Raw genomic sequence first — 16,619 nt, 5'->3', positions numbered from 1 at the left:
ATTATGAAAAAGTTCGTTGTAATACTCTTTTTGTTTCTATCAGGCGGGCTTTTTGCTCAACAAAATATTGAAGAAAAATTACTAGGCAATCACATGCTATCCCTTCAATGGATTTCTTGGGATTACTTTGGGAAAGCTACTATTACCAAAAGTGAAAAGGCAAATGAATATCGCATTATAGGCGAACAAAAAAGCAAAGAAAATAGCGACTACCTCAAAATAGAAGGCACTTTAAATCCTGTAAGCGAGACTGAATTAACCTTTACAGGAATCATTGAAACAGAAATAAGTCATATCAACAACGGAGAACCTTGTAGGCGAAACGGCATTTTTACCTTCAAAGCCAAGGGAAAAAGAAAATACTGGCGATTACAAGATATTGACAATCCTTGTGATGGAGTTGCTGATTATGTAGATATTTATTTTAAGCAATAGTAAGGATAGCTAAACTAGCTTCGACTTAAATACTAATAGTATCTTAGCAAAATGAAGATCGATTTACAAACTATACTGGTTATTTTCACCTTCTTAGGAGCGGTTATCTTCTTAGTGCATAAATTCTTTCCAAAGGGTATAGGTGTTCGTAAAAATCACAAAAAAGGTGGTTGTAGCGATGACTGTGGTTGTAATTAAGATTGTTATTTTCAACTAAACGACTTATCTTTATTAACTTATGAAAATTCAATTGGCGATTGTGTCGCTTGAATTTCATTGTAATATCAACGACCAACTACAAAACTAAAAGCTATGGGGATTAAAAGTTTTAGAGGCGCACAAGCCGAGCAGAAAAAGGAATATGATGCTCCTATTCTTGTATCAGATTATATGACGAAAGTTAAAGATCTTATTCTTTTCAAACCAGATCATTCGGTTTTAGAAGTCATGGAAGTCTTAATAAAAAAACGCATTTCAGGAGGCCCTGTAGTTGACAATACTGGTAAACTAGTTGGCATGATATCAGAGGGTGATTGTATGAAGCAAGTATCAGAGAGCCGGTATTTTAATATGCCAATGGGTGATCAAACAGTTGAAAAATATATGTACAAAAATGTACAAACGATTGAATGGGATCAGAATATTTTTGACATCGCACGTCTTTTTTACGATTCTAAAAGAAGACGTTTCCCTGTAATGCAAGATGGAAAAATGGTTGGCCAAATTAGTAGAAAAGATATTCTAAAAGGGGCGCTTAAGTTAAGTGGACAAAGCTGGTAGTTTAGTTCACAGTACTTTTAGTTGAAACTTTTTTCTTGGTACTTCTTAGTGGAACTTTATGTTACAAACAATCAAAAATTGTAATTAAAACCAACTCCCAGCACTTGCCTAAATTGTACTCGAGGGCCTAAGGTTTCTAGAGTGCCATCACCATCAAGGTCATCTCTAAATTTCACATCGTCATCATACAATAACTGCGTGCCTATTGAGGCATTAACATATTCATTTACTTTAAAAGTAATTAGCATTTCCCAGTCGACGTCGATATTGCCAAATTTATTAAGATAGTCGCTATAAAAGGTGCTGTTCGTTTTAAAATTCATGTTCTTATAAATGGGAAACTCCCAATTATGGGTAATAAGAATTCCTAATTCGTTCCTAGAATTTTTTCCAGGAATAAGTACGTTTCCATCACCATCTAAAACCGCTTCATCCACTCCAAAAGATCCAGCATCCGCCAAGTCTTGATCTAAAACAAAAGTTGATTTTTGGGTTAAAGGCGATAGGAATAATTTAAACTTCTTATCCTTTGGGGCATACTCCGCACCAATACCAAGAAACAAATAGCCTGGAGCCATAAAACGAGAAATGGGCGTCGATGTATCGGGATACTTAAACCCATCCGTAAATTGTGTTCTAAAATCTAGTTTAACCGAATAATACCAACTAGAAATGCTATCCTTTCGATACCCAAAAGTACTCTTAAGCCGCACGAGATCTTCCGTTTTTCTAACCTCGATATCCTGCTGTTTGCTCAGTCCATATCGAGCTTCTATTTCATTGTCCCAGCTAACCTGCTTGCGCAAATAACTTCTTACAAATAGACCCTTTACAAGGCCAGCTATCGCATTATTACCTCCAGCATTCCAATTCACAAATGATGCTTGACTAAGATCAATTCCAAAATTGTTTTTTTTTGTCCACCAAATAGTATCTAAAGCCACACTAAATCTCAACCATCGCTCATCAATAGGTAGAATTCCTAAGTCGGGTTTGAATTTTACAACACCTTCAGTTTCAATCTCCGGAATTGGATTTTGGTAGCCTCGTTGTGCATAACTAAGACCACTTAGGAGCATAAAAACAAGAAGAAAAGATGCCTTGTGCATAGATTTAGACTAATAAAGCTTCAAAAATACATATGATTGACAACAACGAAGAAGCTTACTCCATTATTTTTTGAATGTGTTTTTTAACACTTTCCATATCGATTCTAGCAATTTGCTGAAGTTCTGAAACACTGCCATGTTCAATAAACTCATCTGGAACTCCGAACACTTTAATATCATTTTTATATTGATGTTCCGATGCAAATTCAATTACAGCAGACCCGAAACCGCCAATTTTTGATCCATTTTCTATCGTTACTACATATTTATAGTTTGAAAAAATATGGTGTAGCATCTTCTCATCTAGCGGTTTCACAAAACGCATACTGTAATGCGCTATAGCATTGTGTAGGTTTTTGTCTTCTGTTAGTTTAGCAATTGAATTGCCGATATGTCCCAATGATAAAACAGCTACTTTATGGCCATCATTTAGTTTTCTAGCAGTTCCAATATCTATTTTTTCAAAAGAAGTTTTCCAATTGGTAAGCATTCCGCGCCCTCGAGGATATCGAATCGCAATGGGATTATCTAATCCCAATTGCGCCGTGTACATGATATTGCGCAGTTCACTTTCATTCATCGGTTCGAATATGATAAGATTGGGGATACATCTTAAATAGGCAATATCAAAAACCCCATGATGCGTTGCTCCGTCCTGTCCTACTAGTCCAGCACGATCTAAACAGAAAATCACAGGTAAATTCTGTAAAGCAACGTCGTGAATTACTTGATCATAAGCGCGCTGTAAAAAGGTGGAATATATATTGCAAAAAACGACCATCCCTTGTGTTACCATTCCAGCCGCCAGCGTTACCGCATGTTGTTCCGCAATACCAACATCAATTGCTCGATCGGGCATTGCTTCCATCATATATTTTAATGAACTACCTGTTGGCATTGCCGGCGTAATTCCTATGATTTTTTCATTTTTCTCGGCCAGCTCGACAATCGTATGTCCAAAAACATCTTGATATTTTGGCGACTCATCGCCATTCAAGATTCTTGGCTTTAATTCACCGGTAGTTTTGTCAAATTTTCCAGGAGCGTGGTATTGCACCTGGTTTTCCTCAGCTTTTTGCAAGCCTTTTCCCTTAGTAGTAATGACATGCAAAAACTTCGGCCCTTTAATATCTTTAAGCCTATTTAATTCCGCTATAACTGCACTAAGATCATGGCCATCAATCGGGCCTGAGTACTCAAAATTGAGCGCTTCGAAAATGTTTTCTTCTCTAGCGCCCCCTTTTTTTACATTGGTTAAATATTGTTTTAAAGCGCCTACGCTTGGATCAATTCCTATCGCATTGTCATTTAATATCACCAACAAATTAGCGTCCGTAACTCCAGCATGGTTCAAGCCTTCAAAAGCCATCCCACTAGCAATAGAAGCATCACCAATGACTGCTATATGTTGTTTTTCTATTTCTCCTTTTAAGTTAGACGCAATTGCCATACCTAGAGCGGCAGAGATCGATGTAGAAGAGTGTCCTACTCCAAATGCATCATATTCACTTTCCGCTCTTTTAGGGAATCCGCTAATGCCATTCAACCTTCTGTTAGATTCGAAGATTTCCTTACGTCCGGTTAATATTTTATGGCCGTATGCCTGATGACCTACATCCCAAATAAGCTGATCATTTGGCGTATTAAATACATAATGCAAAGCGATTGTGAGTTCAACCACCCCAAGGCTAGCCCCTAAATGGCCTTCTTTAGTCGAAACCACTTCGATTATAAAATCGCGGAGTTCTTGTGCCAATTGTGGCAAATCATTCTCATTTAAAGAACGAAGATCAAGTGGTGAGTTGATATTTTTTAACAATGACATAATCAGACGATAAAGGTACATCTTGAAATTGTATTTTTACAGCATATGATGACTCCTTTTGACGATACCTATTTCATGAAAAAAGCCTTACAAGAAGCTGAAGCTGCTTTTGAAAAAGGTGAAGTGCCAGTGGGTGCAATTGTAGTAATTGAAGATCGCATTATAGCAAGAGGTCATAACCTTACCGAAACCTTAAACGATGTTACCGCCCATGCTGAAATGCAAGCTATTACTGCTGCTGCTAATTTTTTAGGCGGAAAATATCTTACAGGTTGCAAATTGTATGTCACATTAGAACCTTGCCAAATGTGTGGTGGCGCTTTATATTGGAGTCAAATTTCAGAAATCATCTACGGTGCAACCGATGAAAAAAGAGGTTGTGGGTCTATGGGAACTACTTTACACCCCAAAACAAAAATCAAAAGTGGAATTTTGGAAAAAGAATGCTCTGATTTAATGAAACGCTTTTTTATTGAGAAGCGGAACCTTAACTAGAAACGAGATCACTGTGCTTTAAGAATCAAGATACACGGTTTTGCTTCAATTCAATTTACTCCTATCCTCTTCATCATTTTCATCATCATTCTTAGGAAGAATTGAGTAGCCGCTTAAATCCTTATTCTTATATCGGTGATAGATAAAAAGTGGCATTAAAATAAACGAAAGTGCCAAAATGCTTATCCCTATTATCTTATCCCCAGTTGGAGAATCTCCTGAGTTTTTAAAGTAATATCCAACTGCAACTCCTATTATAATAACAATCAGTAAAAAACGTAATATATGCTTCATCATCCAGTAAAATCAATCAGTTTTCGTCTGTAGGCCGTCAATAATTTCGATTTTGAGACAAAACCGACATAGAGATTATCCTTTACGACCGGCAAATTCCATGCTCCACTATCCTGAAATTTTCGCATTACTTCTTTCATAGAATCTTTGCCTTGGTGGATAAGGGCAGGCGGATTTTGCATCACCTCTTTAACAAAAGTAGTATCATATAAACTAGTATCAAACATAAACTCGCGAATATCATCAAGCAAGACGATTCCTTCTAAATAGCCGTCTTCATCAACTACTGGAAATAAATTTCTTGCGGACTTAGCCACGCCATTATGAAGCATTTCTCTCAATTTCATTTCCGGATGTAGGCTAATAAAGTTATCTTCAATGACACTTTTCAAATTCATTAAAGTCAATACCGTTTGGTCTTTATCATGCGTTAAAAGTGCTCCTTGTTCTGCAAGCTCTCTTGTGTAAATCGTATGTTCCAATGCATTTTTTGTAATTATGAATGAGATTGCAACTGTAATCATGAGTGGAACGAACAACTGATAACCGCCTGTAATTTCCGCAATTAGGAATATTGAAGTCAAGGGTGCATGTAACACTCCTGCGACCAACCCAGCCATGCCAATCAAAGTGAAATTCGCTTCAGATACATTAAAACCTAGACCCAAATTGTTGATTATCTTGGCTACTACATTGCCTAGTGCGCTGCCCATCACCAAAGTCGGAATAAAAATACCGCCCGCACCTCCTGCAGCGAAAGTAGTAGTCATAGCAACGGCTTTAAAAATGGTTATCCCAAACAGTAAAGCAATTACTACCCAGATATTTTCTTTATAATTATCAAACGGAGTTTCACCTAATGCCTTTAAATGATCGCCTTCTAATAAACTATTAATAAACCCAAAACCTTCACCATATAGCGGAGGTATAAAATAGAGCATGCCCCCAATCGCTAGCCCCCCCACTAGTAATTTTTTAATCGGACTTTTAAAACGTTGAAAAAACTGCATGATTCCGAAATACATTTTGGTAAAATAAATCGAGGCAAATGCAGTAGCCACACCAAGTAATACATAGAACAAGGTGTCTTTAATTTCAAATCGATCTGCAACTAAAAAATCAAATAGCACCGTATCGCCAAGAAAAAAATAAGAAGTTATGATCGATGAAATTGATGCAAGTAACAAAGGTAAAAGTGAAGCAAAAGTAAGGTCCAAACTAAACACTTCAACTGCAAAAATAATAGCTGCAATTGGCGACTGGAAAATAGAAGAAATCGCCCCAGCGGATGCACAGGCAATCAATAACATTTTGGTTTTTCCTTTTAAATGGAATAATCGTCCTAAAGTCGAACTCAGTGCTGCGCCTGAGGCAACAGCTGGTCCCAGTAGTCCGACCGACCCACCAAAACCAACAGTTAATGGTGCCGTGATAAGTGGATAATATATTTTAGTACTATTTATAAAGCCATTCCTTTTTGACAATGAATACAAAATGGACGGTATGGCATGCTCAATTGGTTTTTTGATAACGAATTTGACTAACAAAAACACTAGAAACAAACCTATTACTGGAAGAATAAAGTAGAGCTGGTTTTTAGAAAAAACAATTCCCTCTTCAAGTGTCGCTTCAATAGCATAGGTAATGTTTTTGATAAATACCGCTGCTAGTCCCGCCAATAAACCAACCATAGCACTGAGAATTAAAATGAAGGTTTTCGCAGAGATGTTCTTATACTTCCAAATTAAAAATTTCTTGAAGTAGTAATTTTGTTTCATAAACAGTTAGCTGGCAACACTTAAAAGTACTAAAAAAGACCTATAAGCTTGGCACTACTTATAGGTCTTTTATTTTAAAAATAGATTTATATGTTTTACAAATCGAGTTTTAAATTTAATTCCTTTAACTGCTCATTATCAATTGTTGCCGGTGCATCAATCATAACATCTCGTCCTGAATTATTTTTAGGAAAAGCAATAAAATCACGAATCGTTTCTTGTCCACCTAAAATAGCAACCAGTCTGTCTAAACCGAAAGCAAGTCCGCCATGCGGTGGTGCTCCGTATTGAAAAGCATCCATTAAAAATCCGAATTGCGCCTTCGCTTCTTCAGGCGTGAATCCAAGATAATCGAACATTAATGCTTGCGTTTCTTTATCGTGAATTCTAATCGATCCTCCACCAATCTCATTTCCATTCAACACTAAATCATAAGCGTTTGCCTTGACATCTCCAGGATTTGTAGCCAATAATGCTAACTGACCAGGTTTTGGAGAGGTAAACGGATGATGCATTGCATGGTAACGTTCTGATTCTTCATCCCATTCTAACAATGGGAAATCGATAACCCATAGTGGTGCAAATTCATCTGGTTTACGAAGACCTAGGCGCTCGGCTAATTCCATTCTTAAAGCACTTAATTGTGCCCTAGTTTTATCCTTTTTACCTGATAATACACAGATTAAATCTCCAGCTTTTGCTCCTGTTTTTTCGGCCCATTTTGCAAGATCATCCTGATCATAAAACTTATCTACAGATGACTTAAATGTACCATCTTCGTTACAACGAACGTAAACCATTCCTAAAGCGCCTACCTGCGGTCGCCTTACCCAATCGATCAATTTATCAATCTCTTTTCTGGTAAATGTATTCGCTCCGGGAACTGCAATACCAACAACTAATTCTGCCTTATTAAAAACATTGAATTCTTTATGTTGTGCTACTTTATTCAACTCACCAAATTCCATCCCAAAACGAATATCGGGCTTATCATTGCCATATAAACGCATGGCATCATCATAGAGCACTCTTGGAAACTTGTCAACTTCAACACCATTTACCTCCTTTAACAAATGACGGGTTAAGCCCTCAAACGTATTCAAGATATCTTCTTGCTCAACAAATGCCATTTCACAATCAATTTGTGTGAATTCGGGTTGACGGTCAGCTCTTAAATCCTCATCACGAAAACACTTTACAATTTGAAAGTATTTATCCATGCCACCTACCATAAGCAACTGCTTAAAAGTTTGTGGTGATTGAGGAAGCGCATAAAACTGCCCTTCATTCATGCGGCTTGGCACCACAAAGTCACGCGCGCCTTCTGGAGTAGATTTAATTAAATAGGGTGTTTCAACCTCGATAAAATCTTGGTTAGAAAGATATTTGCGCACTTCCATCGCCACTTTATGACGAAAGATCAAGCTATTTTTTACCGGATTACGACGAATATCTAAATATCGATACTTCATACGGATATCATCGCCACCATCAGTCTCATCTTCAATGGTAAAAGGCGGCGTTTCGGCGGCGTTAAGCACCGTTAGTTTAGTAACCAAGATCTCGATATCGCCAGTAGCCATACTTTTTGTTTTCGATTCACGTTCGATCACTTTTCCTTCGGCTTGTATGACGAACTCACGACCTAAGGTTTTAGACTGCTCGAGTAAATCCGAAGCAGAACGTTCTTCATCAAATACCAATTGTGTTGTTCCATATCGATCACGAACAACAACCCAGTTTAAAACACCTCTATTTTTAATACGTTGCACCCAACCTGAAAGTGTAACTTCTTTTCCAACATCTGCAATTCTTAATTCGCCGCAGTTATGACTTCTATACATGCCTAGTTTTTTACTGGCTGCAAATTTAAGAAGTTATATTTCTTAATGCCCAAAAGCGATTGTGAATTACACCAAGAATTTCTTCCTAAGAAATCACATGAGATTCATTTATTGTTAAAAATTGCTGTTTAGAACATATTTGTTGCGAAAAACGTAGTTATCCGTTGAAATAATTACTAATTTGTTAACAAACAATCTTAAAACCAATAATTATGAAACATGTTTTATTTAAAAAAGCTGTGCTTGCTGTATTTGCTTTTTTACCCATTTGGGTTTTTGCACAGCAAACAATTACCGGAAAGGTCACAGACGCCTCTTCTGGAGAACCGCTCTTCGGGGTTACTGTATTAGTCAAGGGTACTACCACAGGAGCCTTAACTGATTTTGATGGTAATTTCTCTGTTGAAGCTTCAGCTGATGCTACCTTAGTTTTTTCCTACATCGGATATTCGACCATTGAAGTTCTCGCATCGGATGCATCAACTGTTCAAATGAAAGCGGATGTCACGAATTTAGATGAAGTCGTTGTTACTGGACTTGCAACTAGTATTAAACGATCGAATTTAGCAAATAACATTTCAACCATAAGTAGTGAGTCACTTACAGGGACCACCACAGGCTCAACCTTAGATGGTGCATTGTATGGAAAATTAACAGGGGTAAATATTAATTCCGCCGGTGGTGCCCCAGGAGGGCAAACTGCAATGAGATTAAGAGGTATTTCTTCTTTATCTGGGAATAATCAACCCTTATTTATTGTTGATGGTGTTTATATAAGTAATGTTCAGTTAACAAACGGATCTTCTGTTGCTTCTGGAGCAAATGCTGGTAGAGAAGAAGGAGGGTCTAACAGAGTTTCAGATATTAATCCAGAGGATATTGAGAGTATTGAAGTTCTTAAAGGTGCCTCAGCTGCTGCGATTTACGGAACTAGAGCAAATGCTGGTGTTGTAATAATAACTACAAAAAGAGGTAAGGCTGGTAAGACAGTAGTGAAATTTGATCAAGATGTTGGATTTAATACAATTCAAAATTATGCAGGAAGAAGACAATTTACTTCCACTACTGTAGCTTCTACTTTCGGTGCGGCAGAAGTCCCAATTTTCGAAGCCGCGAGAGATGCTGGAAGAATCTTTAATTATGAAGAAGAGCTTTATGGAGAAACAGGACTTATCACGGAAAGTCGATTTTCCATTTCTGGCGGAAATGAGAAGACCAAGTTCTATTTCAATGCAAGTAAAAGAGATGAAGATGGAATTATGAAGCGCACAGGATATGGAAGAAATTCATTAAGACTTAATTTGGATCATAGATTTAATGACAAATTAAAAGTTGGTTTTTCTTCTAACTATGTGAACAGTACTGCTGAAAGAGGACCTGTTGGAAATGAAAATAATGGAGGGTTTAGTGTTGGTTATAATCTTGCATTAGTTACTGCTGACTGGGAAGATTTATTTCCTGATGAAAATGGAGTTTATCCTGATGGGCGATTTGCAGCAACCAATATTATATTAAATAGAGATTTAATTGATAATGAAGAAGAGATTAATCGCTATATCCAAGGAGCTAATTTTGAATATAAAGCCATTACGAATGAGAATTTTAGATTAAAGTTCACTGCTAATGGAGGTTTAGACTACTTTCAGGCAAAGACCTTTGTTTACATTCCAGAATTTCAACAAACACAACGTGCTAATCAAAATGGTTTTGTGAGTGCGGGAAATACTAATTCTTTACAGTTGAATTATAATGCGTTCGCGGTTTTAGATTTCACAACAAACAATAAAATAAGTATCAATGGCCAATTCGGTATATCTTATTTAAATTTTGAAAGTGACGCGATAATCAATCAAACAACGGAGCTGTTTCCGCAACAAACAAATTTAGCTCAAGGAAACTCTTTTGCAGTTTTTCAAAGACTTACGGAAGAAGAAGAGTTTGGAATTATTGCCCAAAGTACAGCTAATTGGGATGATAAAATTATTGCAACAGCTGGGGTACGATTCGATAAATCAAACTTGAACGGAGACCCTAACAAGTTCTTTGCATTCCCAAGAGCTTCTCTCGCGATAAATGTCGCAAATTTTGATTTCTGGAATGTAGAGGATGTTAACTTGCTTAAACTGCGTGTTGCATATGGCGAAACAGGAAGCAGCGCACGTTTTGGATCCCTATTTACACCGCTAGGACCTACATCAATAGGTGGAGTTCCAGGACTTGGGCTACCAACTGTTGGTCAGAATAATCAATCGGCCCAATTAGGAGATGCAAATTTGGAACCAGAAATATCGCAAGAAATTGAATATGGTATTGACTTTTCTTTCTTAAATGGGAAAATTGGACTGGAGCTTACAGGTTACAAGCGTGATGTGAAAAATTTAATTTATCCTTTCTCCTCTATTCCACTGTCCTCCGGTTTTGCAAACGAAATTAGAAATGACTTTGATCTAAGTAACACAGGATTCGAAATCGCTTTAAATGCAAATCCAATAAGTAATTCTAATATCAATTGGAACACTACTTTAAACTGGTGGAAAAATGAAGCAGAAGTTGAAAGTTTAGGAGTAGGTGAGTTTCAGCCTTCAGGAGAAGGTTTTAGTCTTACATTTGGTAGTTCCTTTATTCGCGAAGGAGAAACCGCTACATCTCTAGCGGCTAACATTGGAGGGGTTCCTACCATAATTGGTGATGCAGCTCCTGATTTTGAAATGAGCTGGTTTAATCAAATAAGTTTGTTTAAAGATTTTGATCTTACCTTCTTATGGCATTGGAAGAAAGGCGGAGATGTGCTCAATCTTACAAAGTTATTGTCTGATTTTGGTGGAGTAACGCCAGATCTTGATGATCCTGATGTTATCGCAAACCCGAGGTTCGGAACTTTTGGAGCCGCTGGGTACATTGAAGATGGTACTTATGTTCGTCTTAGAGAGGTTGGTTTATTTTATACGCTTCCAACTGAGTTAGATTGGTTTGAGCGAGTTCGTGTTGGTGTTTCTGGTAAAAATTTAATTACCATTACGGATTATAGTAGCTACGATCCAGAAACTTCGGCCTTTGGTCCATCTGGATTATCGCAGGGTATAGAGGTTTCGCCTTTCCCAAGTGCAAAGCAGGTTTACTTTCATATAGGATTTACATTTTAAAAAAAAGAGATCATGAAAAACATAAAATTTATAAAAATAGTTGGGTTAGCATTCGTCTTGATTCTATCTGCATGTAGTTTGGATGAAGTCGCAGATCCTAATCAACCTAATATTTCAAGTGTTACGGACAATCCGACGGAACAAACTTTAAATTTCTTAACTCAAGGTTTAGAATCTAAAGCAAGAAGCGGTTTGGGAGGATTTATAACTGCTACCGGTTCTATTGCTAGAGAATTGTATAGTTTTAATGCATCCGATCCTACTACAACTGCAACTTTAATCGGAAAAGATGGTGTTACCTTAACAGGTTCGGAACCTCAATTAACGGGAACATTGTTTGCTCGATATCAAGCTGTAAAAAGTGCTGATTTCATACTGGATGGCTTAGAAGGTTCTCCTGTTTCAGATACTAAGAAAAATGGGTATCGTGGCGTGGCACTAACCTATCGAGCTCTAATGCTTTTAGACGTACTTAATTTACTTGGGGATAATGGAGTTAGAATTGATATTTCCGATCCAAATAATTTAGGCCCTTTCGTAAGTAAAAGTGATGGCTTTACAGCACTTCGTTCCATGTTAGATGATGGTTTTACGGCCCTACAAAATGCTGAGTTTTCGTTTGAGTTTTCTACGGGTTTTGATGGTTTTGATACTCCTGAAACCTTTGCTCAATTTAACAGAGCAGTTGCAGCTAGAGTAGCAATACATCAAGAAGACTATGCTGCGGCTTTGACTTTATTAGATGATTCTTTTTTATCATTAGATGGTAATGATTTAGGCATTGGGCCGAAGCGGGTTTATGCTCAAGGGGGAACAGAGCTTTTAAACCCAATTTTCAAAACCCCTCAACAAAGTGGAGACCAATTTGTTGTACATAACAGATTTATCAATGATATTCAAGCTGGAGATACAAGGATAAATAAGTTTAGACTGAGAGACGATCCTGTAGCCCGAGATGGGCTAAATGGTACGCATGAAATTGACTTATATGAGTCTGCAACTTCTCCAATAGATCATATAAGAAATGAAGAATTAATATTGATCTATGCCGAAGCGAATATTCAAGAAGGTAATCTTATGGATGCTGAATCAGCTCTCAATATTATCAGAAATGCATATGGCCTAGGCGATTATGCAGGAGCTGTTGATGAAACAGGATTGACCGATGAGATGCTTTATAACAGGTCGTACTCTCTTTGGGCCGAAGGTCATGCAATGTTCGACTTGAGAAGGTATGGTAGATTAAATGCTACTTTTTTACCAATAGATAGGGCGGGCGATATTGTACATACTCAATTCCCAATCCCACCTTTTGAGGTACAATAAACTTACTAAAAAAGGGAAGCCATTGGCTTCCCTTTTTTTTTATCTATTAAAACTACAGCTTAGGCTGCTGACTTCTCTTCTATCACTGGCGTAGTTAGCACTACTTCTTCAACACCTTTCCCTCTCCAATTTCTAAATCGGATTTTAATTTTGTGTACGATATAGAATAATACGGGTACAATAATCAAGGTTAGGAAGGTCGCGATGAGCAATCCGTAAATTACCGTCCATGCCAGTGGCCCCCAGAAAATAACGTTGTCTCCACCAAGATATATGTTAGGGTTGAATTCACTAAATAGCGTAAAAAAGTTAATATTTAATCCTATGGCTAAAGGAATTAATCCTAAGATAGTAGTTATCGCAGTAAGTATTACTGGACGCAGACGTGCCTTTCCTGCTTTGATAATGCTGACGCGAATATCGTCAATCGATAAATGCTCATCATCGGATAATTCTAATTCTATCCGTTTACGATCTAGTAATAATTGAGCATAATCTAGCAGCACCACTCCATTGTTTACTACAATACCTGCCAGGGAAATAATTCCCATCATCGTCATTAAAATAACAAATGAGGCTCCTGTAATCACAATTCCTCCAAAAACACCAATCAAGCTTAAAAAGATAGCGATCATTATAATTGCTGGTTTTGATACTGAGTTAAATTGAAAAATCAATATTAAAAAGATGAGAAAAAGTCCAAAAAAGAAAGCGCCCATTAAAAACTGCATCTCCTTATTTTGCTCTTCAATCTGACCTGTATAATCAATTTTCACATCTTCTGGAAGGCCTGTAAAATTAGCCATCTGCTCCTGAATTTGGCTAACAATTGCACCAGCATCTGTATAGCCCGGAGCCAAGCCTGAATACACGGTCACTACTCTTTTTGCATCTTTATGTTTAATGGTGTTGAAACCGGAGCTGTTTGATCGTTTGGTAACCGCAGAAATAGGTATTGCTTTAATTTTTCCAGAAGCTTGATCTCTAAACGTAATACTTTGATTAAATATGGCACTAGTATTATATCTATTCGCCTCATTAAAACGGACATAAATATCATAATCCTCTCCGCCTTCTTTATAGATACCCGCTTTTGCTCCAAAAATGGCATTTCGTAGTTGCTGGCCCACCTGTCCAGTGCTTACACCAAGCTCTCCAGCTTTTTTACGATCTACATTAATTTGCATTGATGGTTTCCCTTTATTCACATCGATCTTTAACTCATCGATACCAGGAATGTTCTTTGAATTAATGAAGTTTCGCATTCTTTCGGCTATTGCCACCAATTCGCCATAATCATTACCTTCTAATTCAATATTTACTGGTGAACCTTGTGGCGGCCCATTCGCATCCTTTTCAACGGAAATGAGCACTCCAGGATAAATACCTGATATTGCAGCCTGCACTTTTGTGCGCAGTTCTTCACTATCAGCACCTCGACGATATTTATACTCACGCATCGAAGCAGTAATTTTTCCTTTATGTGGCATTTCAGCAGCCGACCCTCCATCAGTCATTGGATTACCAGCACCCTCACCTACTTGAGAAACTGCACTTTCTACCAAGAAATTTTCTTCACCATCAACATAAGCAGCATCGTTTAAAACATTATAAACACGTCGCTCGATATCGTTCGTGATTTTATTGGTCTTTTCGATATCAGTTCCCTCAGGATATTCGATATACACAATAATCTGGTTAGGCTTGTTATCTGGGAAGAATTCGATCTTTGTACGTTGCGAAGCGACCGATCCTCCAAATGCCATAAAAGACATTATTAAAAGTGTGAAAATCCCGAAAGTCAAGAAATAAGGCCTTTTTCCTGTTAGCGCCTTTCCTAATTGACGGCGATACCAATTCTCTAGCTTAACCAAGGTTTTAGTCTGGAAATTATTGGCCATTTTTCTTAAAAACAAGCGATATGCCCACAATAAAATTGCTGTGACTACCATAAGCGTACCAAGCGCTCTAAATTCACCGCCGAAAATTATGATTATTAAACCGATTCCAGCTACAATTCCTGTGATACTAATAATCTGTTTCAAGGACATTTCTTTATCCTCAGTTTTCATAAACTGCGATACTAAAACCGAGTTAAAGAAAATAGCAACGAACAGGGACGATCCCAATACAACCGATAGTGTTTTTGGGAAATAGATCATAAATTGCCCCATTAATCCAGGCCATAATCCCAGAGGTACAAATGCAGCAACGGTAGTGAGCGTTGATATAATAATAGGAAAAGCAATTTCCCCGATACCTTTTTTAGCAGCTTCAATTCGGCTTAGTCCTTCTTCATCCATTAAGCGATAGACATTTTCGACCACTACGATACCATTGTCTACCAACATCCCTAATCCCATAATCAATCCGAATAAAATCATAGTGTTCATCGTAAAACCTGCCAAACTTAAAATGGTTAAGGACATGAACATTGACATAGGGATTGCAAAACCAACAAATAATGCGTTCTTAAATCCTAAAAAGAACATCAAAACGGTGGTTACGAGAATGATTCCAAAGATGATGTTATTCACCAAATCGTCAACCTGTCCAATAGTCTTTTTGGATTGATCATTGGTTATAGTCGATTTTAAATCTGGCGGAAAAACATCAGCCTGTGTTTTCGCTAAAATATCCCGCACCTTTTCAACGGCTGCCACCTCATTTTTACCAGCGCGTTTTTTAATATCGAGCATAACGACAGGGGCTCCAAACTCCCGGGCATAGGTAGTTTTATCTTTGTCTTTAAATGTTACTTTAGCAACATCTTTAAGGTAAACGGGCTTATCATTTTCTGATTTTATAACAAAATTATTCAGTTCAGCAGGATCTTGAATTTCTCCTAAAATTCGCATAGTACGTCGTTGCCCACTGGCAATTAGGTTACCTGCTGATAAGGTTGTATTCCCATTTTGAATAGCTCCAATAATGTCATTAAAGCTTATTTGAGCAGCCATCATTTTATAAACGTCAACCGCAACTTCTACTTCTTTTTCCTGTGCCCCACGGATGTCAACCTTTTTTATTTCCTCAAGATCTTCAATTTCATCTTGTAAGTATTCTCCGAACTCTTTTAGCTTATCAACAGGATAATCACCTGAAATATTAATATTGACAATAGGCATCTCTTCTGACATGCTTAACTCAAAAATATTGGGCTCAACCTTGGCATTATTAAACGTTGGCCAGTCCTCTCCCGAAGTTTCTTGATCGACCTCATCTTTTACTTTTTGCTTTGCTTGATCTACCGTAATATTCTCGTCAAACTCCACAATAATCATAGAATAATCCTCTTGAGAATTTGAAGTTGTCTCCACCACATTACTCAAGTTTTTTAATCGGTCTTCTAACGGATCAGTAATGAGTTTTTCAACATCCTCAGCAGTATTACCTGGATATAGTGAACTGATATAAATTTTGGTTTCCTTAATCTCCGGGAAATTTTCTCGCGGCATATTAAAATAAGCCTGTCCTCCTAAAAAGAGAATCAAAATCATCAATACATAGATCGTGGTTTTATTATTAATAGCCCACGATGACAATTTAAACTCCTTATCTACTTTCTTTTTCTTGTCTTGCATGGCTGT

The 16,619-nt window shown here is 37.4% G+C and carries 11 protein-coding genes; 5 read left to right on the top strand and 6 right to left on the bottom strand.

Annotated features, from left to right (window positions below; genetic code table 11):
- Positions 1-3 precede the first annotated feature (3 nt).
- The gene (locus GWK10_RS17350) at positions 4-435 is read left to right on the top strand and encodes a hypothetical protein (protein ID WP_164033667.1); all 432 of its coding nucleotides are present in this window, start codon (positions 4-6) and stop codon (positions 433-435) included.
- A 312-nt stretch (positions 436-747) separates the two neighbouring features.
- Positions 748-1,215: a CBS domain-containing protein gene (locus GWK10_RS17345; protein WP_164033666.1), complete on the top strand. Its 468-nt coding sequence runs from the start codon at positions 748-750 to the stop codon at positions 1,213-1,215.
- A gap of 71 nt (positions 1,216-1,286) precedes the next feature.
- Here GWK10_RS17345 and GWK10_RS17340 read toward each other — a convergent pair whose 3' ends face one another.
- Positions 1,287-2,324 carry a DUF3078 domain-containing protein gene (locus GWK10_RS17340; RefSeq protein ID WP_164033665.1) on the bottom strand — a complete coding sequence of 346 codons (1,038 nt, stop codon included), beginning with the start codon at positions 2,322-2,324 and terminating at the stop codon, positions 1,287-1,289.
- 55 nt (positions 2,325-2,379) lie between these two features.
- Positions 2,380-4,149, bottom strand: coding sequence for a 1-deoxy-D-xylulose-5-phosphate synthase (locus tag GWK10_RS17335; RefSeq protein ID WP_164033664.1), 1,770 nt, complete (start codon positions 4,147-4,149; stop codon positions 2,380-2,382).
- A gap of 45 nt (positions 4,150-4,194) precedes the next feature.
- Between GWK10_RS17335 and GWK10_RS17330 the strand changes: the two genes are divergently transcribed.
- On the top strand, positions 4,195-4,644 hold the full coding sequence (locus tag GWK10_RS17330) for a nucleoside deaminase (protein WP_164033663.1): 450 nt from the start codon (positions 4,195-4,197) through the stop codon (positions 4,642-4,644).
- Positions 4,645-4,689: 45 nt separating this feature from the next.
- Here GWK10_RS17330 and GWK10_RS17325 read toward each other — a convergent pair whose 3' ends face one another.
- The 3 genes from GWK10_RS17325 to aspS all read right to left on the bottom strand — a co-directional run bounded on the left by GWK10_RS17325 (position 4,690) and on the right by aspS (position 8,560).
- Positions 4,690-4,938, bottom strand: a complete 249-nt coding sequence (locus GWK10_RS17325) for a hypothetical protein (RefSeq protein WP_164033662.1) — start codon at positions 4,936-4,938, stop codon at positions 4,690-4,692.
- Positions 4,938-6,716: a chloride channel protein gene (locus GWK10_RS17320; protein ID WP_164033661.1), complete on the bottom strand. Its 1,779-nt coding sequence runs from the start codon at positions 6,714-6,716 to the stop codon at positions 4,938-4,940. Before GWK10_RS17320 ends, GWK10_RS17325 begins: the two co-directional genes overlap by 1 nt.
- A gap of 95 nt (positions 6,717-6,811) precedes the next feature.
- Complete coding sequence (gene aspS, locus GWK10_RS17315) at positions 6,812-8,560, bottom strand: aspartate--tRNA ligase (RefSeq protein ID WP_164033660.1); 1,749 nt, start codon at positions 8,558-8,560, stop codon at positions 6,812-6,814.
- Between the two features lie 212 nt (positions 8,561-8,772).
- On the opposite strand from aspS, the gene GWK10_RS17310 reads away from it, so the two are divergent.
- Entirely contained in the window at positions 8,773-11,703 is a 2,931-nt protein-coding gene (locus GWK10_RS17310; protein ID WP_164033659.1) for a SusC/RagA family TonB-linked outer membrane protein, read from the top strand.
- A gap of 12 nt (positions 11,704-11,715) precedes the next feature.
- Entirely contained in the window at positions 11,716-13,029 is a 1,314-nt protein-coding gene (locus tag GWK10_RS17305; RefSeq protein ID WP_164033658.1) for a RagB/SusD family nutrient uptake outer membrane protein, read from the top strand.
- A gap of 59 nt (positions 13,030-13,088) precedes the next feature.
- Here GWK10_RS17305 and GWK10_RS17300 read toward each other — a convergent pair whose 3' ends face one another.
- Positions 13,089-16,613 (bottom strand): efflux RND transporter permease subunit, encoded by a 3,525-nt coding sequence (locus tag GWK10_RS17300; protein ID WP_164033657.1) that lies wholly within the window; start codon positions 16,611-16,613, stop codon positions 13,089-13,091.
- Between the last annotated feature and the right edge of the window lie 6 nt (positions 16,614-16,619).

Source organism: Spongiivirga citrea, assembly GCF_010671565.1.
GTDB lineage: Bacteria > Bacteroidota > Bacteroidia > Flavobacteriales > Flavobacteriaceae > Spongiivirga > Spongiivirga citrea.
Note: the sequence above shows the minus strand (reverse complement) of the source record. Positions and strands in the feature narration are given on the sequence as shown.